This window comes from Natrinema caseinilyticum, assembly GCF_024227435.1.
In the GTDB taxonomy this organism is placed as follows: domain Archaea; phylum Halobacteriota; class Halobacteria; order Halobacteriales; family Natrialbaceae; genus Natrinema; species Natrinema caseinilyticum.
Genome location: NZ_CP100445.1, coordinates 3,360,134 through 3,378,439, shown reverse-complemented (window position 1 = coordinate 3,378,439; position 18,306 = coordinate 3,360,134). Strand labels below are relative to the sequence as shown.

General features: G+C 65.2%; 20 protein-coding genes. 10 read left to right on the top strand and 10 right to left on the bottom strand.

From position 1 onward, the window contains the following. Positions 1-166: 166 nt before the first annotated feature. Positions 167-475: a transcription factor S gene (locus tag NJT13_RS16635; RefSeq protein WP_254522750.1), complete on the bottom strand. Its 309-nt coding sequence runs from the start codon at positions 473-475 to the stop codon at positions 167-169. A 273-nt stretch (positions 476-748) separates the two neighbouring features. Here NJT13_RS16635 and NJT13_RS16630 point away from each other — a divergent pair, with 273 nt between their 5' ends. The 4 genes from NJT13_RS16630 to NJT13_RS16615 all read left to right on the top strand — a co-directional run bounded on the left by NJT13_RS16630 (position 749) and on the right by NJT13_RS16615 (position 4,112). Continuing rightward, the gene (locus NJT13_RS16630; protein ID WP_254522748.1) at positions 749-913 is read left to right on the top strand and encodes a hypothetical protein; all 165 of its coding nucleotides are present in this window, start codon (positions 749-751) and stop codon (positions 911-913) included. Positions 914-918: 5 nt separating this feature from the next. Continuing rightward, on the top strand, positions 919-2,208 hold the full coding sequence (locus NJT13_RS16625) for an MFS transporter (RefSeq protein WP_254522747.1): 1,290 nt from the start codon (positions 919-921) through the stop codon (positions 2,206-2,208). 105 nt (positions 2,209-2,313) lie between these two features. Continuing rightward, positions 2,314-3,477: an epoxide hydrolase family protein gene (locus NJT13_RS16620; RefSeq protein ID WP_254522746.1), complete on the top strand. Its 1,164-nt coding sequence runs from the start codon at positions 2,314-2,316 to the stop codon at positions 3,475-3,477. 134 nt (positions 3,478-3,611) lie between these two features. Then, entirely contained in the window at positions 3,612-4,112 is a 501-nt protein-coding gene (locus NJT13_RS16615; RefSeq protein WP_254522745.1) for a DUF5797 family protein, read from the top strand. Positions 4,113-4,151: 39 nt separating this feature from the next. On the opposite strand, the gene NJT13_RS16610 is transcribed toward NJT13_RS16615, so the two are convergent. Continuing rightward, entirely contained in the window at positions 4,152-5,195 is a 1,044-nt protein-coding gene (locus tag NJT13_RS16610; RefSeq protein WP_254522744.1) for a DUF5787 family protein, read from the bottom strand. Positions 5,196-5,310: 115 nt separating this feature from the next. Between NJT13_RS16610 and NJT13_RS16605 the strand changes: the two genes are divergently transcribed. Further along, positions 5,311-6,348, top strand: coding sequence for a DUF7972 family membrane protein (locus NJT13_RS16605; protein WP_254522743.1), 1,038 nt, complete (start codon positions 5,311-5,313; stop codon positions 6,346-6,348). 439 nt (positions 6,349-6,787) lie between these two features. Then, complete coding sequence (locus NJT13_RS16600) at positions 6,788-7,234, top strand: AAA family ATPase (protein WP_254522742.1); 447 nt, start codon at positions 6,788-6,790, stop codon at positions 7,232-7,234. A gap of 130 nt (positions 7,235-7,364) precedes the next feature. Here NJT13_RS16600 and NJT13_RS16595 read toward each other — a convergent pair whose 3' ends face one another. The 4 genes from NJT13_RS16595 to tmk all read right to left on the bottom strand — a co-directional run bounded on the left by NJT13_RS16595 (position 7,365) and on the right by tmk (position 9,418). Beyond that, positions 7,365-7,595, bottom strand: a complete 231-nt coding sequence (locus NJT13_RS16595) for an Lrp/AsnC family transcriptional regulator (RefSeq protein ID WP_254522741.1) — start codon at positions 7,593-7,595, stop codon at positions 7,365-7,367. Beyond that, positions 7,595-8,335 carry a potassium channel family protein gene (locus NJT13_RS16590; RefSeq protein WP_254522740.1) on the bottom strand — a complete coding sequence of 247 codons (741 nt, stop codon included), beginning with the start codon at positions 8,333-8,335 and terminating at the stop codon, positions 7,595-7,597. The genes NJT13_RS16595 and NJT13_RS16590 overlap by 1 nt, the downstream gene beginning before the upstream one ends. Positions 8,336-8,492: 157 nt before the next feature. Next, entirely contained in the window at positions 8,493-8,723 is a 231-nt protein-coding gene (locus NJT13_RS16585; protein ID WP_254525475.1) for an Lrp/AsnC family transcriptional regulator, read from the bottom strand. A 92-nt stretch (positions 8,724-8,815) separates the two neighbouring features. Next, the gene (gene tmk / locus NJT13_RS16580) at positions 8,816-9,418 is read right to left on the bottom strand and encodes a dTMP kinase (protein ID WP_254522739.1); all 603 of its coding nucleotides are present in this window, start codon (positions 9,416-9,418) and stop codon (positions 8,816-8,818) included. 96 nt (positions 9,419-9,514) lie between these two features. Here tmk and NJT13_RS16575 point away from each other — a divergent pair, with 96 nt between their 5' ends. The 4 genes from NJT13_RS16575 to cofG all read left to right on the top strand — a co-directional run bounded on the left by NJT13_RS16575 (position 9,515) and on the right by cofG (position 13,949). After that, complete coding sequence (locus NJT13_RS16575) at positions 9,515-10,432, top strand: complex I NDUFA9 subunit family protein (protein WP_254522738.1); 918 nt, start codon at positions 9,515-9,517, stop codon at positions 10,430-10,432. A 229-nt stretch (positions 10,433-10,661) separates the two neighbouring features. Further along, entirely contained in the window at positions 10,662-11,840 is a 1,179-nt protein-coding gene (locus NJT13_RS16570) for a tubulin/FtsZ family protein (protein WP_254522737.1), read from the top strand. A 178-nt stretch (positions 11,841-12,018) separates the two neighbouring features. Beyond that, positions 12,019-12,687 carry a 2-phospho-L-lactate guanylyltransferase gene (cofC, locus tag NJT13_RS16565; protein ID WP_254522736.1) on the top strand — a complete coding sequence of 223 codons (669 nt, stop codon included), beginning with the start codon at positions 12,019-12,021 and terminating at the stop codon, positions 12,685-12,687. Between the two features lie 83 nt (positions 12,688-12,770). Then, the gene (cofG, locus tag NJT13_RS16560) at positions 12,771-13,949 is read left to right on the top strand and encodes a 7,8-didemethyl-8-hydroxy-5-deazariboflavin synthase subunit CofG (protein WP_254522735.1); all 1,179 of its coding nucleotides are present in this window, start codon (positions 12,771-12,773) and stop codon (positions 13,947-13,949) included. A gap of 85 nt (positions 13,950-14,034) precedes the next feature. Here the strand turns inward: cofG and NJT13_RS16555 are convergent, their stop codons facing one another. The 4 genes from NJT13_RS16555 to NJT13_RS16540 form a co-directional block, all read right to left on the bottom strand. After that, complete coding sequence (locus tag NJT13_RS16555; RefSeq protein ID WP_254522734.1) at positions 14,035-14,487, bottom strand: nucleoside deaminase; 453 nt, start codon at positions 14,485-14,487, stop codon at positions 14,035-14,037. Between the two features lie 105 nt (positions 14,488-14,592). Continuing rightward, on the bottom strand, positions 14,593-15,351 hold the full coding sequence (locus NJT13_RS16550; RefSeq protein WP_254522733.1) for an SDR family NAD(P)-dependent oxidoreductase: 759 nt from the start codon (positions 15,349-15,351) through the stop codon (positions 14,593-14,595). A 170-nt stretch (positions 15,352-15,521) separates the two neighbouring features. After that, positions 15,522-16,910: a 7,8-didemethyl-8-hydroxy-5-deazariboflavin synthase subunit CofH gene (gene cofH, locus NJT13_RS16545; RefSeq protein WP_254522732.1), complete on the bottom strand. Its 1,389-nt coding sequence runs from the start codon at positions 16,908-16,910 to the stop codon at positions 15,522-15,524. A gap of 164 nt (positions 16,911-17,074) precedes the next feature. After that, positions 17,075-18,088, bottom strand: coding sequence for a potassium channel family protein (locus NJT13_RS16540; protein WP_254522731.1), 1,014 nt, complete (start codon positions 18,086-18,088; stop codon positions 17,075-17,077). Positions 18,089-18,306 lie beyond the last annotated feature (218 nt).

The following is an 18,306-nucleotide window of genomic DNA, read 5'->3' as shown; positions in this document are numbered from 1 at the left end:
GAGGGCAGGCCGTCACCCGTCACCGACCGCGAGCGAACGAAGTGAGCGAGCGGGCCGACGACCGACCTGTAAGGGAGGGAGGAGTGCTTTTGATCGAAATTTTACCGAGGGACGTCGCGCTGTGCGGCGAAGCCGCCAGCGCGACAGACTGCAGCGTAAAATTTCGTTAGTTGTCGTCTTCCCGCCACTTGTACTCGCACTCTGTGCAGATGAAAAAGCGGGTCTCGGATTCGTCCGCCGAGCGAATCTGTTGCATGTACCAGTACGCGCGGTCGTTGCCACATTCCGGGCAGATCGCGTCGGTCTCGGGCAGCGAGGTCTCCTCGGAGGACTCGATTATCTCGCTCGCCTCCTGATCTTCCGTGAGCGTGTACTCGGCGGCGTCGCCTTTCGGCTTCGTGAAACCGCAACTACCGCACTTCCAGATGCCGTCGTCGGCTTTCATCATCGAACCGCATTCGTCGCAAAATTCCATCTTACCCGGCCTACGGAGGTCGAGCGACTTAAGGGACCCGTTTAGAATCGGTGATCGATCAGCGGATGAAACGGGCGTCCGTCGCCCGCAGTCCGAGACGTGCGTCGACGGCTTCGCGCGGGCCACCGGTGCGTCGTTCCGCCAGTATCTCGTCAGCAGACTCGAGGCGGTCCCACTCGATTCGGTCGGCCGGGGTGACCGAGCACGCTGGCCGTCGGCGAACGAACGGAGACCGTCCTCGAGTTCGACGGTGGCCCGCTCCGTCGTGGTCGAATGCTCGAGGTCGTCGAGGACCGCTCCGATCCGGACAGGCGTGTCGTCTCTCAGGCGATGGGCCGACGCCGACGGATCGCCCGTCGCGCTGTCGAGTCGCCCGAGACGGTCCGGCGGACCGACATTTCGATTCGAAACTATAATCGGGCGGGACACCGGACGTGAAAGTGATGCGAAGAGTCGTGGATCGGCTCGTAGCGCCGTTTGCCGTCGATCGGCGGGTACTCGCGCTGGCGGGGGCGCGGATGGCCGACGGGATCGGAAACTCGTTTCTGATCATCGTGATCCCGCTGTACGTGACGAGCGGGATCGTTAGCGGGTCGGCGTTCGGGCTCGGGGACTCGTTGATTATCGGGCTCATTCTCTCGGTATTCGGGTTTCTCAACAGTAGTTTCCAGCCATTTACCGGCCGACTGTCGGATCGACTCGGCCGACGGAAACCCTTCATTCTGGTCGGGCTCGCCGGACTGGCGCTGACAAACGCCGCGTACGTCTTCGCGGAAACGTACGTCTCGCTGCTCGTCATCCGCGGATTGCAGGGCGTCAGCGTCGCGTTCATCATTCCGTCGTCGGTCGCGCTCGTAAACGAACTCGCCACGGCCGGAGACCGCGGCGGAAACATGGGCGTCTACAACACGTTCCGGCTGATCGGATTCGGTGCTGGACCGGCGGTCGCGGGTGCGGTCGTCAATCTCGGCCCTTACGCGCTCCCCGGCGGGGTGACGGTCAACGGGTTCGACGCCGCGTTCTACATCGCCACGGTCGCCGCCACGACGAGCTACGCCCTCGTGACGGTACTCGTCTCCGATCCGGAGTCGACCGTCGCGAACGCCGGTGCGGACCTCTCGATTCCGATCCTCGACCGATCCGGGACGAACCTGCTCGACCCGATTTTCACGCTCGGCGTCGCGTCGTTTTTCATGGCGACGTCGATCGCCCTCTTTGCGACCCTTCAACCGCAGGTCAACCCCCGGCTCGATCAGGGCGCGACCTGGTTCGGCCTCCAGTTCGCCGCGTTCATCATCGCCCAGGTCGCGCTCCAGACGCCGATCGGGCGGGCCTGCGATCGGTACGGCCGCCGGCCGTTCATCGTCGCCGGAATGGTGTTTCTCGTCCCGACGACCCTCGCGCAGGGATTTATCATGTCCTCGGTGCTGATGTTCCTGGCCCGATTGTTCCAGGGCGTCGCCGCCGCGATGGTGTTTGCCCCATCGCTAGCGCTCGCGGGCGACCTCGCCGGCGAGGGCGAGTCCGGGTCGAAACTGTCGATCCTCACGATGGCCTTCGGGTACGGAATCGCCGCCGGTCCGCTTTCCTCTGGCGCGCTGGTCAGGTTCGACTTCGAGGTCCCCTTCGTTTTCGGCTCCGCGCTCGCCGTCCTGGGAGCGATCCTGGTCTATACGCAGGTCGAGGAGACCCTCGAGACGACGGCTTCCGTGCCGGTCGTCGGAAGCGATTGAGGCCCGACGCCGCGACAGTATTTTGTGGTGCGAACGAGTCGGGAACGATATGCGAGTCGTGTCTGCGAGTGCCCGAGTCGACGGTCCGGAGGCCAGGGAAGCATCATGACGACGGAAGACGACGAGGCGATCCGGCCGTTCGAGGTCGCAGTCGAGCCGACGGAGATCGACGACCTCCGGACGCGACTGGCGCGGACGCGCTGGCCGGATCAACTCCCCGACGCAGGATGGGCGTACGGGACGGAGCGGGAGTATCTACGGGAACTCTGTGAGTACTGGCGCGAGGAGTTCGACTGGTCGGCGTTCGAGACCCGACTCAATCGATTCGACCAGTACGTCACGACGATCGACGGCCAGCGGGTCCACTTCTACCACGTCCGTTCGCCGGAGCCGGACGCGACACCGCTCGTCTTGAACCACGGCTGGCCCGGTTCGGTCGCCGAGTTTCTCGACGTCCTCGGACCGCTCGCCGATCCGGCGACCCACGGCGGCGATCCGTCGGCGGCGTTCCACGTCGTGGCCCCGTCGCTCCCCGGATTCGGGTTTTCAGGCCCCACTCGAGAGCAGGGATACGACGTGCCGGCGATGACGGACGTCGTCGCCGAACTGATGGAGCGACTCGGCTACGACCGCTACGTCGCACAGGGCGGCGACTGGGGGGCCATGGTCACGACTCTGCTGGGCGCGAACTACCCCGACCGCCTGGACGCGATTCACACGAATATGCTATTTCTGAGTCCCGCATCGCTGGCGGTCGACGACCCGATGGAGTTGCTCGACGAGGGGGAGCGAGCCGAGTACCGAGAGACCGCCGAATTCCTCGACGAGGAGACCGCCTACTACGAAATTCAGGCGACCAAGCCCCAGAGCCTGGCGTACGGGCTGACGGACTCGCCGGCCGGACTCGCGGCCTGGATCGTCGAGAAGTTCCGGACCTGGAGCGACTGCGACGGCGACCTCGAGTCCCGGTTCGACCGCGACCGCCTGCTCGATAACGTGAGCGTCTACTGGCTCACGGAGACGATTAACTCCTCGATGCGGGTGTACTACGAAACGGACGTCGAGGCGGCGTCGCCGAGCTCCGTCGACGTTCCGACAGGTCACGCCCGCTACCCGGCCGAGGTGTACAAAACGCCCCGCGGCTGGGCGGAGGACGTATACGACATCGCGCGTTGGACCGAAATGCCCGAGGGAGGCCACTTCGCGGCGATGGAGGTCCCCGACCTGTTCGTCGACGATCTGCGCAGCTTCGTCGCCGACGTCGGGTAGCGACGGTTCGTCGGGGTGGGAGTGGTCCGGACGAAGCGCAGCGAGCGGTCGAAAAGCGGCGCTCGGGTTCGAACGCACCCGCGACCCGGGGTGGGACGCAACGCAAAAGTACCGGATCCGCATACAGTTCGACGATGGCGCTCTCTGATGAGGCAACTGAACGGTTGGCGGACGTGGTGGAGCTACAGCCGACGAAGAACGCCGAGCTCCAGGACCGATGGGGGATGGAAAGCGGGAGCGAAGTCCACCAGTACCTCGAGAACGAACTCGGGGACTACTATTTCAGAGACGACAACAGTCTGATCCGCGCGACCGCCGACGCGGCGGAACTCGTCGACGTGGAGCCGGGCGTCGAAAGCGACGAGGACGACGGGATTCCCTCGCGAATCCGCGTTCCAGAACTACAGGCTCGGATCGTCGAGGTGCTCGCCGGCCCCGACGAAGAATCAGAGAGCGTGGTCTCCGTGCTGCACAAGCTCCGGGACGCGTACGACGTCGATCCCGACGCGGAGGACGTCCGCTCCGGACTCCAGAGCCTGCGTCGCAAGGGCGTCGTCGAAGTCGAGTACCGAACCGTCCCGACGTTCCGACTGGCCCTCGAGCGCGACGGTCTCGAGGTCGGCGTCTCCGACTGAGGGTGCCACCGCGGTGACGCGACGGGCCCGATCGGACGCTTACAGCCCCGGCCGCCGCCGTCGACGGCGCTCCTCGAGGAGTTTCTGGGACCGTTTTCCCGGCCCGCCTTCGATCGGCCAGCCGCGGGTGCGCCACGCCGGTGGTTCGGGCTCGAAGTCGGCACAGCCGCCGGAACACTCGGCGGCCGTCTGGGCGCGACCGTTGGCGGCGCAATAGGGAACCGCCTGACGCGAGTCGGCGGCCCGTAACTGGAAGTGCCGGCAGTCCGGGCGCATCGTGTCGACGAACGAGCGCCAGCCGCGTTCGTACGCGCGCTCGGCGATCGCGAGTCGGGTGTCGGCTTTCGTCTCGGGATCGACGTATTCGAATCGAGCCGCTGAACCGTCGTGCGTCCCGCCGTCGGGCCGCTCGAGGATCCGTGTTCCCGGCTCGTCGGCTGCCAGCGCGCGCGGGTGCCAGGCGACCTCCCCCGTCAGCGCCTCGGGATCGAGCGCGAGGATGCCGACCTCGACCGGGACCCCTTCGAAGAGAACCGGTTCGACGCGCTCGCCGGTCGCACGGGTCGCAACCCAGACTTCGTCGGCAAGCCCCATCGCGACGTCGTACTCGAGCTGGGAGGCGAGCGCTCGAGCCGCGCTCTTGTCCAGGTCGGGTTTGTTCTCGATCGCGACGATCCGCTCGAGCCAGTCGGGATACTCCCGTTTCCGTCGAATTTCGATCCGGTTGCCGTTCCGTCTCGTCTCGAGGATCCCGCGGTCGTCGGCGCGGTGAATCGCCTCGCGGACGTACCGCCACGGGTAGCCGGGATGTGGAAGCGTCTCGCGGTAATACGTCCACTCGGCGGGGGCGTTCCGGACGACGTGAAGCAAATCGCTATCGAGCCGATCGGGGCCGAACGTCGCCCGTCGACGGAGCCCGTCGGGATCGCACTCGAGGACGATGGTGTCCCAGCGGCGTCGTTTCGTTCCGAGCTGTCGAGCGACGACGAGCGCGCGGTCGGCCGCGTCGGATTGCCACTCCCGTTCGACCCATCGACACGTCCGGAGTTCGAACGAGAATTCGGTCTCTGCCCGGAGAGTCACGTCACTACGGTGCGGCCGCAGGATAATATCCCCTGTGGTTGGCCGTATTCGAGCCACGCCGTGCAGTACTGGCGTAGATATATCAGCGGGGCCATGGTACCGTCGGAGTCGTACGATGAGCGGCGACGGTTCCCGACCGAGCGATACGATGGCCCAGCGTAGTGAGGCCCCCACGGTGAAACATCGGCTGTTGCTGGACACGAACCGGTGGGTGATCACGGCCGCATTGATGCTCTTCGTCTTCGGCGGTCTGCTCGTCGTCGCTCGAATCAGCCCCGTCTCGCTTCGAGCCCTCGTCGGCACGAGCGACCCGATCGAAACCGCCTTCCAGGCGCTCGTGACCGCGTTGATAACCGGCGTGACGCTGGTGGTCACGATCAACTCGCTCGTCCTTTCGCAGGAACTCGGAGCCGTCGAGGACCAGCGCGAGCGGTTCGAAGGTGCCATGGACTTCCGAGACGACGTCGAGTCGGCCATCGATGCGCCAATCAGCCCACCCGAACCGGCATCGTTCCTCCAGGCGGTCGTCGCCGCCTCCGAGGAGCGCGCAACCGACTTTCGCGGCGCCGTTTCCGAGAACTCCGACGAGGAGTTCGGTGACCGCGTCGACGCCTTCACCGACAACATCACGTCCCACGCCGACTCGATCCGCGAGGAACTCGAGAACGCACAGTTCGGGACGTACGACGTGCTCAAGGCGGCGCTCGACTACAACTATTCGTGGAAAATCTTCCGTCTGCGCCGGATCGAGAACGCCTACGCGGACCAGTTCGACGACGAAGCCCGGACCGCGTACGACGACCTGCTCGAGACGCTGGAACTGTTCGGCCTCGCGCGTGAGCACTTCAAGACGCTTTACTTCCAGTGGGAGTTGATCAACCTCTCGCGGGCGATGATGTACGTGGCCGTTCCCGCGCTGGTGATCACGCTGTCAATGATCACGTTTTTCGACGGCACTGCCGTGACCGGAACGCTCCTCGGAATCGATTATCTGGTGTGGGTCGTCGCGCTCGCGGCGACCATCGCCGTCACTCCCTTCCTCCTGTTGATCGCCTTTATCCTGCGGATCGCGACGGTCGCGAAGCGGACGCTGGCGATCGGCCCGTTCATCCTCCGGGAGTCGAGCCGCGGCGAGGAAATCGACTGGGAGTGACGTCTCGAGTGGGTGTCTGTGTGCGTGCGTGCCGACGGTTCGGTGAGAGTTCGAGCGCGTGCTGCCAACTGGAGGATGCGTCTCCGTCGGTATCCGATCGGTGTCGCGAGAGACGGATCCTTGCATGCGTGGGCCCCGTGTCTTTTCGTCCGCGGGTCGAATCGACGCACATGTCGACATCAGACGAGGCCACGGATCAGCAGGAATGCCCGGTCTGTGAGACCGAAAACGACTTTTTTTACTCCTACTGTCGACGGTGCCTCGCGGAACTTCCCACGAGTGCCTCGGACGAGTCGTTCGTGTGATGTGTGATTTCGTGCACGTGTGCGGTCGCGACCCGAGATCGTCCCCTCCGATACGCGAGGTCCCCTCGGATACCGGGGTCACCCTCACTGCCCGGATCGAACTAGTGGGATACCGGCGACCGCTACCGACGGCCGTGATCGTTGCGATCTGTGGGCCACCGGGTGCGGGCAAGACCACTATCGCGACCCTGGTCCGGGATCGACTCGCGTCGAGCGACAGCCCCGTCCGGCTGTTTCACTCGGACGACTTCTCGAGTCGGACCGACGAACGACTGGCCGAGCGGGTCGCCGATGCGCCGCCGACGGGGATTACGCTCGTCGACGGGACGTTCTACCGCCGACCGTGGCAAACGCGGTTTCGGGCGCTCGGCGATCTCCGGTTCGTCCTGGTGACTGCCGGCCTCGAGACGTGCCTCGATCGAAACCGACACCGTACGAATCCGATCGACGAGCAGGGAGTGCACGTGGTCTATCGGGAGTTCGACGAACCCGACGCCGACCTCGTGGTCGACACCGACGAATGCGGTCCCGAAGACGCGGCCGACAGGGTTCTCGCTGCGCTCGAGATGTGGGCCGATTGACCGCACGGAGGACGTACCCGATTACGCGACGTACGCGGGTCGATTTCGACGGGACCGCGCCCCGTCGGTTCCGACGGCGTCCCGCAAGCAGGCGCGAGGCGACGGCCGAACGACGGCGCGAACGGTCGCGTTAGTCCATCGCGATGTACGTCTGCGTGTCTTCGACGCCGTCGACGGCCTGGATTCGAGTGGCCGCGATCTCTTTGACCTCGGCCGGCGTTTCGACCTGCGCTTTCGCGATGAGGTCGACGTCGCCGGCAACGATATGAACCGACTGCACACCTGCGATAGCGTCGATGCTCTCTTTGAGTCGATCCGCCTCTCCAGTGTTTGCTTTGATCATAACGAATGCCGTGACCATCAGTTGACACCTCCAGTGTCAGTATCCGGCTCGAGTTTCGTCGCCGCCGACCCGGCACCCGAATTCGCGGCTGCCTGGCCGGCCGTCTCGCCGACCAGCAGCTGGCGGACGTCGCTCAAGACGTCGAAATCCGCGAGGACGACGAGTCGGTCGCCGACCTCGAGCGACAGGTCGGGGTCCGGGATGCCAAGCGGCCGGTCGCGCTTGCCGAACGCGAGGACGGTCGCGTCGGCCGGCAACTGCAGTTCGCTGATCGTATACCCGTTGACGGGGGCCGAATCGGTGATCGTGAGTTCGACGACCTGCAGGTGCGGCGCGATGTCGGCGATGGCGCGGATGGTTCCGCCGAGCAGGGCGTTTTTCGCGCCGATCGCTCCGAGACGTTCGGGGTAAACCACTTCGTCGACCTGATCGGCGTACTTTCGGTAGATCCCCTCGCGATAGGCTTCGTCGATCCGCATGACCGTCCGACAGCCGTAATGGTTAGCGATCATACAGGCCGTGAAGTTGACGTTTAAGTCCCCGGTCAACGCACCCACGGCGTCGGCCGTCGTGACGCCTGCCTCCTCGAGAACGTCTTCGCGGGACCCATCGCCGTCGATGACGGTGAACTCCTGCGTACGGGCGCGCCTGACCCGCCTGTCGTCACGTTCGACTAGCGTTAGCTCGTGGCCCTCGTCACGCAGGACGCGTGCCGTACGCAAACCGACCCGTCCGGCCCCGATAATCACGAACCGCATGGACAGGGGTACGCTCGCACGGGTGAATAAGTTTGCCCCCGCGTACCATGGTAGGTGTTCGAAGGCGCACCTCGAGCGCCGAGACGGACGGAAAACGCCGAACGGCCGGCGAAAACGGGTCCGATCGGTCTGTGCGATCCGATTTCGAGGGGCCTCGCTACCCCATCGCGATGTACGTTTTCGTGTCGGTGACACCGCTGAGGCCCTGAATGCTCGAGGAGACGGTCTGTAACACGTCGTAGACTTCGGGCGCGTCGATTTCCGCGATGATGTCGTAGTTACCCGCGACGATATGGGCGGCGGTGACCGACTCGAGGTCGCCGATCTCCGCGAGGAGACCCTCGGATTTCCCGGCGGCCGTCTTCACCATGATGAACGCGTGGACCATCGGCGGTGTGGTACACCCTGTCACGACTAAAGCCTTTGCCCGAGACCGACACTCGCGTTCTCGACTCCGGGGACGACGGGCCCGAAGACAGCTTATCGCGACTCGGAGACGGCCGCCGCGAGTGCATCGGTCACCGCCTCGAGAACGGCGTCCGGCGACTGAGTCGCGTCGACGCGAGCGAATCGATCGGGGTCACGCTCGATCAGCCGTTCGTAGTTGTCGCGAACCGACGCGAGGTACTCGGCCCGCTCGAACTTGTTCGTCGTGCCCGCTCGCGCCGCGGCCGTTTCGGGATCGAGATCGAGGTAGACCGTCAGCGTCGGTTCGATCGAAAACGGCCGATGGACGTCCACGACGTACTCGAGCGGGTCCGCGAGGCCGTGGGCGTCGGCCGCCTCGAGGGTCGCGCCCTGATAGGCGAACCGGGAGTCGGAGTACCGATCGGAGACCACGAGGTCGCCGCGCTCGAGTGCGGGTTCGATCACTCGCGAGAGGTGATCGGCGTGATCGGCGGTGTAGAGAAAGAGTTCGGCGAGCGGATCCGCGTCGTCGTCCTCGATCGAGCGATAGACGGCGTCGCCGTACCACGAGTTCGTCGGTTCGCGCGTAAACGTGGCGTCCGGATAGCGCTCGTGTAAGGCCTTCCAGACCGTCGTCTTGCCGCTGCCATCTAACCCCTCGAGCGTGACGAGCATGATCGGACCTCGTCGTGACTGCTACTACAATCTGTCGAGAGGATCCACACAGCATGGCCGCCCACCTATATATCGCCGCGTCTGCATATCCCCCGTATGAAGATCCTCGTCGCCGGCGGTACCGGCTTCATCGGCACGAATCTGTGTGCGGAACTGGCCGAGCGCGGCCACGAGGTAACGGCGCTGTCACGGTCCCCGGCCGACGACCTCCCAGCGGGCGTCGATTCGGCCATGGGCGACGTCGGCGCGTACGATTCGATCGTCGAGACGGTCGCGGACCACGACGCGGTCGTCAACCTCGTGTCCCTCTCGCCGCTGTACCAGCCTCCCCGCGGGAAGACGCACGATGCGGTCCACCTCGGTGGGACGGAGAACCTCGTCCGCGCCGCCGAAGCCGGCGACGTCGACCGGTTCCTGCAGATGAGCGGACTCGGGGCCGATCCGAACGCCACTACCGCCTTCCTTCGCGCCAAGGGGAAGGCGGAGGAGGTCGTCAGGGACTCGTCTCTCGAGTGGACGATCGTTCGTCCCTCGGTCGTCTTCGGCGAGGGCGCCGAGTTCACCAACTTCACGAAGACGGTAACAACGCCGCGCGTGACGGCCCTTCCCGGGGGCGGGGAGACCCGGTTTCAGCCGATCTGGGTCGGCGACCTCGTCCCGCTGCTGGCCACCGTCCTGGAAGACGACGCCCACGTCGGCGAGACCTACGAGGTCGCCGGCCCGCAGGTCCTCTCCCTCGCGGACGTGACGGAACTCGTCTACGAAGCCGAGGGGAAAGACGTCACGATCGTCCCCGTTCCGATGGCCGTTTCCAAACTCGGATTGGCCGCGGTCGGCCCCGTTCCGTTCGTTCCGTTCGGTCCCGATCAGGCGCGGTCGCTCGAGGTCGACAATACCGTCTCGGACAACGACGTGACCGCGTTCGGTCGCGATCCGGCCGAGTTGCTGACCCTCGGCGAACAGCTCGGTCTCGACCCGTCGAGCGCGGACGAGAGACCGGTGCAAACGACCTGACGACGACCACAGCGGTGCGTCCGCCGCCGGTCATACTCGGCGCGCCCGAATAATATAAAATATATTAAATAATGGGCGAAATATCGGATTCCATACCACAATACCCGTCGAAAACCCCACTAGCTGACTGGTTCAACTTGTTATTAAATTATTCAGGAAATTCACGTTAGCACAAGATTTATATCCTCCATTGCACTGTTACAAATCCAACGGAGCCCCCTAACAAACAATGAAGCTGGCGATGATCGGATTCGGGCAGGCCGGTGGCAAAATCGTCGATCGATTCCTCGAGTACGACGATCGGACGAACAGCGGAATCGTCCGCGCGGCGATCGCCGTCAACTCCGCGAAAGCGGATCTCATCGGCCTCGATAATATTCCACAGGAGAATCGCGTACTCATCGGCCAGGCCCGCGTGAAGGGCCACGGTGTCGGTGCTGACAACGAACTCGGCGCGGAAGTCGCCGAAGAGGACATCGACGAGGTGCAAAACGCCATCGACTCGATTCCGACCCACGAGGTCGACGCCTTTCTGATCGTCGCCGGCATGGGCGGCGGCACCGGTTCGGGCGGTGCGCCCGTCCTCGCAAAGCACCTCAAACGGATCTACACGATCCCCGTCTACGGGCTCGGCGTCCTCCCTGGCACGGACGAAGGGGGCATCTACACGCTTAACGCGGCTCGTTCGTTCCAGACGTTCGTCCGCGAGGTCGACAACCTGCTCGTCTTCGATAACGACTCCTGGCGACAAACCGGCGAATCCGTCGAGGGCGGCTACGATCAGATCAACGAAGAGATCGTTCGGCGGTTCGGCATTCTCTTCGGCGCCGGCGAGGTCGGCGACGGGCAGGAAGTGGCCGAAAGCGTCGTCGACTCCTCGGAGATCATCAACACGCTCTCCGGCGGTGGTGTCTCCACCGTCGGCTTCGCCTCGGAGGAGGTCGAACTCAACACGGGTGGCGGGCTCCTCTCGCGGTTTACCGGCGATACCGGCGGAGACGACAACCTGGACGCCGCAAACACGACGAACCGCATCACGAGCCTCGTCCGCAAGGCCGCGCTCGGCCGGCTGACGCTCCCGTGTGAGGTCGAAGGCACCGAACGCGCCCTGCTCGTCCTCTCCGGTCCCTCGGAATACCTGAACCGGAAAGGTATCGAACGCGGACGGAAGTGGCTCGAGGAGGAAACCGGGAGTATGGAGGTCCGCGGCGGTGACTTCCCTCGGGGCGAACCGGAGGTCGCCGCGGCGATTTTGCTCTCGGGCGTGACGAACGTTCCCCGAATCAAGCGCCTGCAGCAGGTCGCGATCGAAGCACAGGACAACATCGACGACATTCAACGGGAGAGCGAGGAGAACCTCGAGGAACTGGTCGAAGACGACGAGGACGAACTCGAACCGCTCTTCTAGGCGACGGTTCGGTCTCTTTTCGACGACTCGAGCGGTCGCGTTCGTATCGGGGGCATGGGGGACGGAGCGATTCGTCGGCGCCGCCCGGAACGGTGAGACACCCGCCGCGACGGCGGCGGTGATCGCACTCGGTTCGACGTGTTTTTGAGCGCGCCCGGAGTACCGCAATCAGATTCAGATGCGCGTCGTGGTCCCCTTCGCCGCGGAGACGCCGAAGACGCGGCTCGCGTCCGTCCTCACCGAACCGGAGCGATCGGCGTTCGCACGCGACATGCTCGCGGACGTCCTCCGTGCCGTCGTCGAGGCGAAGCGCGAGCCGACGGTCGTCTCGACCGCACCGCTCGACGCCGCCGACCTCGCGCTTCCGGACGAGGTGGCGGCGGCGACGTCCGTCGAGATCGACGACCGGCCGCTCACGCCCGCGGTCAACGCGCGGCTCCCCGAACGCGAGGACGACGAATCCGTCGCCGTCGTGATGGCCGATCTCGCGCTGGCGACGCCGGACGCGCTCGCGGACCTCTTCTCGACTGCCGCCGACGTCGCGATCGCGCCGGGACGGGGCGGAGGGACGAACGGACTCGTCGTCCGCCACCCGGACTTTCGGGCCGACTACCACGGTGCGTCGTACCTGGACCACCGCGAAATCGCTCGCGCGGCGGACGCGAGCCTCGAGACGATCGACTCCTTCCGGCTCGCGACCGACGTCGACGAGCCGTCGGATCTCGTCGAGGTGCTCGTCCACGGAACCGGGCGGACGGCCGACCGGCTCCGGGCGTTCGGATTCGAACTCGAGCGGGCGACGGGACGGCTCCAGGCGACTCGAGCGGGGAGTGATCGGACCGACTGACATCGGCGACCGACGACCCGGGGCCCGCGTCCCCCGCGCGAGGAAGTGAAGCCTTATGTGACGAGCGCCGACACTTCGACGTAATGTTCCCCGGGGCGAGCGAGTACGGCGTCGATATCGCGGTCGACGATCGGGCCGTCGATACCCTCCTGCAGGTGAGTCCGAACGACGTCGAGGCGCCGCCGGCGCTGACCTTCGCGCGAAACGTCTTCGTGCCGCTCACCACGGCCTGTCGATACACCTGTACCTACTGTACCTACTTCGACCCACCCGGCAAGGCCTCGCTGCTCTCGCTCGAGGAGGTCCGCGAGATCTGTCGGCGCGGCGCGGACGCGGGCTGTACGGAGGCGCTTTTCACGTTCGGCGACGATCCCGACGATCGCTACACCGACATTCACGCGCAACTCGCGGAGTGGGGTCACGACTCGATCCACGCCTACCTGCGCGAGGCCTGCGAAGTCGCGCTCGAGGAAGGGCTGCTCCCGCACGCCAATCCGGGCGACCAGACCCGCGAGCAGATGGAACTCGTCGCGGACGTCAACGCCAGCATGGGTGTGATGCTCGAGACGACCGCCGAGGTCGGCGCACACGCCGGCCCGCGGCGCAAGGTGCCCGGACAGCGGCTCCGGACGCTCGCGAACGCGGGCGAACTCGACGTCGCCTTCACGACCGGGATCCTCGTGGGGATCGGCGAGAACTGGCGGGATCGCGCGGAGAGCCTGCTGGCGATCCGCGAACTGCACGAGCGCTACGACCACATCCAGGAAGTGATCGTTCAGCCGGTCGTAGACAACGAGCGCTGGTCTGACGGCTCGCCCGACCTCGCGACGATGCGCCGCGTGACGGCGATGGCTCGCGCCGCCTTGCCCGAGGAGATTTCGGTGCAGGTCCCTCCCAACCTCGCCCCCGCAACGGACCTGATCGACTGCGGCGTCGACGATCTGGGCGGCGTCTCACCGGTCACCGACGACCACATCAATCCGGAGTACAAGTGGCCCGCGCTGCGAGAACTCGAGGACATCGCCGATCACGCGGGCGTTCCGCTGAGCGAACGGCTGCCGGTCTACGAACGGTTCCTGCCGCCGGACCTGCGAACGGACGACTTCGACGGCGTGGTCGCCGACGGCGCGGGTGCCGACGGTTCGGACGGGAGGCGGGACTGGATCTCGCCGACGATTCGAGACGCACTCGCGGCAGCCGACCCCGCGGGCGAGCGCTATCGATCGGTGCTCCGAGGCGAAACGACGACCGCGACGCGCTGACGGCCGTCCGATAGCGATGCGCTAACCGGCCCGTCGACCGCGATGCGCTAACCGGCCCGTCGACCGCGCAGGAGGGCAAACGACGCTAGAAATACGCGTCGTGAACCGCGAGTCCCTCCGCTTCTCGGATCGGTCCGTCGACGTCCGTCCTCGCGTCGGCCCGGTCGAAGACCTCCTCGCAGGGGATTTCGATCACGCCGTCGTCTCGAACGTCCGCGAGCGAGTCGACGGAGACGCTGTAGACGACCCGCTCGAGCCCGGCGTACGCGATCGCGCTCGCACACATCGGACACGGCTCCGTACTGGTGTACATCGTACACGCCTCGCGCTCGGCCGCCTCGAGTTCGCGTGCGGCCCACCGGGCGAGTTTGAACTCCGGATGCGCCGCGATGTCGTCCTCGGTGAGCGTGGTGTTCTCGTCCGTCCGGACGACGTCGTCGTCGATCACGAGCAGCGAGCCGAAGGGCGTGTTACCGTTCTCGACCGCCGACCTCGAGAGTTCGATCGCCCGCCGCACGTAGGATTCGTCCGTCGACATACCACGCTCTTTCGTCGCCGGCACCGAAACACTTCCTCCCTCGAGAACTCGCGAAATCGGTTCGACGCGGAGCCGGTTCGGGTAGTTCGGGTAACCGGTCCGAGGCTACGAACAGGAGAAGCCGCCGTCGACGACCAGCGCCTGCCCGGTGATCCAGTCGGCCTCGTCGCTCGCCAGGAACAGCATCGCGTTGGCGATGTCTTCGGGCCGGCCGAGTCGCTTGAGCGGATAGTGACGGGCCATCTCCTCTTTGGTCGCTTCCCACTCCGCTTCGGTCTGGTTCTTTCGGGGCATCGGCGTGTCCGTCACGCCCGGGCAGACCGCGTTCGCCCGGACGCCGTTCGGACCGACCTCCGCCGCGACCGTGCGGGTGAAGTTGACGACCGCGCCCTTCGTCAGCGAGTACGCTCCCAGCTGTGGCGCACCGATGACGCCGGCCAGCGAGGCCGTGTTCACGATCGCCCCCGACCCTTGCTCCCTGAAATGCGGGATCACCGCGTGACAGCCGTTCCAGACGCCCTTGACGTTCACGTCGATAACGCGGTCGCGCTCGTCCTCGTCGATATCCTCGACCGCGGTGCGGCCGTGACTGATTCCGGCGTTGTTGAGCATGATATCGAGACCGAACGCCGAGACCGCCTCGTCGACGGCCGCGTGAACCGCGTCCGAGTCGCGAACGTCGACCTCGAGTGCCGTTCCCTCCCCCCCAGCGTCTTCGACCCGGCCGATCGTCTCCTCGGCACCCTCGTGGTCGACGTCTGCTGCGACGATCGTTGCGCCCTCTTCGGCGAACAGTTCGGCGGCCTCCCGACCGAGGCCGGACCCTGCGCCAGTGATAAATGCGGTCTTGTCTTTGAGTCGCATACCCATATCTCATTTCGACGTTATATAAAGCATTTCACACCGGAACCCGTTCGAGTCCCGTCGGGAGTACCGGCCTTCGATACCGATCCGCGCGCCCCTGACGGCGCCCGGTCGATCGCGGGCTCGAGGGCGGCGGGCGCCGTCAGGGGCGGTCGATCGTCCCCAACCGGTCAATCGTCCGCGGGCGCGGTCCGGGTTTCGCGTTCGTCACGTTCTTCGCGAGTCAGCAGCGGGGTTCCGTCCGCTTTCGGGCCGAGTTGGGGGCCGATGGGAGACTGGTCGGGATCGATCACGCGACGTTTCTCGTAGTCGGTCGACCGTTCGACGGGGATCCGGCCGATCGAACGCACGAGGTCGACGTAGTCGGCGAACGATCGGTACTCGCCGAACTCCCCGCCGGCCCGTTTGGTAATCTCCTCGGAGAGGATCGTCCCCATGAAGTCGTCGGCGCCACAGGAGAGCAGCTTCAACCCCTGCTGGTCGCCGTACTTGACCCACGAAGACTGGATGTGATCGACGTTGTCGAGGAAGAGCCGCGAGACGGCGATCATCAGTTCGTCCTCGTCGGTACTCGCGCCACCGGATACCACGTCATGTTCGTACAGCGGGGTATTCTGGTGGATGAAAGAAAGCGGAACGAACTCCGTGATCGTCCCGGTCCGGTCTTGTAAGTCGCGGACCCGTTTCAGGTGCACCGCGCGGTGGGCTTCGTTTTCGACGTGACCGTACATGATCGTCGCCGTCATGTCGAAACCGACGGTCGCGGCGGCCTCCATGGCCTCGAGCCAGCCGTCGGTGTCGATCTTTCCGGGGCAGATCACGTCCCTGACTTCGTCGACGAGGATCTCGGCGGCCGTGCCGGGGACCGTATCGAGCCCCGCATCTCGCAGCCGCCGGTAGACTTCTTCGTACGACCAGTCGGTCCCGCGTCGCGCGTGATACGCCTCTTCCGGCGTCATCGAGTGGACGTGAACCCCGTCGACGCTCATCGCGGTCATCTGCTCGGTGTAGGTTCCGGGACTCGTCGCGTACAGGTCAGGGGACTTGTAGTTGACCGCCTTCGGGTTCGAATGCGCCTCGAGTATCTCCCGGTGTTCGTCGTCGAGTGCGAACGCGGGGTGAAGGCCGGAAACGGACGTGACCTCGTAGATGCCGCGTTCGACCGCGTCGGCGACGATCTCGCGCGACTCGGCGGGCGTCTTCGTGAATCCCGCCGTCTCGATATCGGTCTCGCGCTCGAAGGTGTGGGCGGCATCTTTGAAGTTACAGAACAGACAGCCCACGTTACAGGCCGTCGTGACGTTGTTGTTGAGGTTCGCGATGAACGTGACCTCCTCGCCGACGGTCTCCGCGCGGCGGCGGTCGGCCGCCTCGAGGACGCGCTCCTTGCGCGTCCGATCGATCCCCTCACGGTCGGTCCCCGTGGTGAGTAACTCGATCGCGTCGTCGACCGTGAGACGGTCGCCGTCGCGTGCCTTTGCCAGTGCGTTCTCGAAGGACTGGTCGGTCTCGGGAACGTGTTCGAACGTGAGGTCGGCCTCGGTCACCGGTCGCTCCATCGGCGAAAGATTCCCGTACAGTGAGAAAAACGTGATGGATTTGCGGGCCCGACGCGCGGATGTGTGGACCCGCCGCACACGGAATTGCGAATTCGACACAGGAATGTGCGGGCCCGACACCCGCGACTTTCGAACTGGACGGCGACGGCTTCGCAGGTCCGGCGTCACGAACCGGGACGCCGTCCGTCCAGGGACGGCCACTCCCGGACGTCCGACTCGACGAGACCGAGCACCGTCCTCCGGCGTTCGGTCAGATCCGAGAGGGACGCGGCGAACTCCTCGTTGGAAACGGTCGGGATTCCTGCCTCGCGAAGCGAGTCGAGAGCCGGGTCGGGTGGAGACCGATCCGCGGGTTCGATAAACGTCTCGTGGACCGTCCCGAGATAACTGTGGACGCTCATCCGCGCGTTTTTCACGATGGTGTCGCTCGGACGATCCGATTCGGGGACGCCGAAACGAAGCAGCGTGAGCGCGTCGTCGAGGATCGCGATGCTCGTCACCGGCGCACGGTCGCTTTGTCTGCTGTGGAAATAATGCAAGATCGGGTACGCCTTGTGGTTCTCCGTGAGCACGTTTAGTTGCGAGGTGAGTTCGTTCAGGGGCACGTCGAGGCCTCGAAACTCGTCGCCGTCCCAGCTCGTTCGAAGGATTTCGGCGCTCCGCGTTCCGAGACCGCTCACGTTACTCGCGAACGACCGTTTCTGCGTGACGGCGTCGAGGACGGAAAGAACGTAGGTGACGCTCAGGGTGACGAACAACATTCCGCTGGCCGTCGCGAGCGTGGTCACGAACTGCCAGATACCATCCCGTGGGGCGAAATCACCGTTTCCCAGCGTGAATATCGTGTATCCGGTAAAATAGAGACGGTCCAGCCAGGAGACCGGTCCGCCGTCGATCGTATCGATGATGGCAGAGTCGGCGCTCGCGAAGATGAGCGTCCAGCCCGCCCACAGAAGGGAGATCCAGACAGTGAGGCCGATCACGAGACAGAGCGGTCCAGAGAGCGTGAGCAGACGGGAGTTCCGATCTCCAATTCGTCGGAAGCCACTCCACGCCCACGCCAGCAGCCGCGATGTGAGCGGACCCGCACCCCCCTCAACCCAGATCGTCGTCCACAGGAGGTCCACGACGACGGTAGCGAGAAGCACGCTCCCGAGAGCAAAGTGGAGGTAATCCACGTCACAGCCACCTCGCGGTTGGACGATCCTCCGGGTCACCGTCGCGGCCGATCTGCGAGCGACCGGACGCGGCCTGCGCGACGTTCCGGACCGAAATCGATCGGATCACGCACCCAGCTTCGTTCTCGAACCGGAAAATTCTCGCTCCAGCGTATCCACGCGCAGCGCGCGTTTCCCGAAACCCGTACGGTTCGCTCTCCTCACCGGCGAGTGACGCT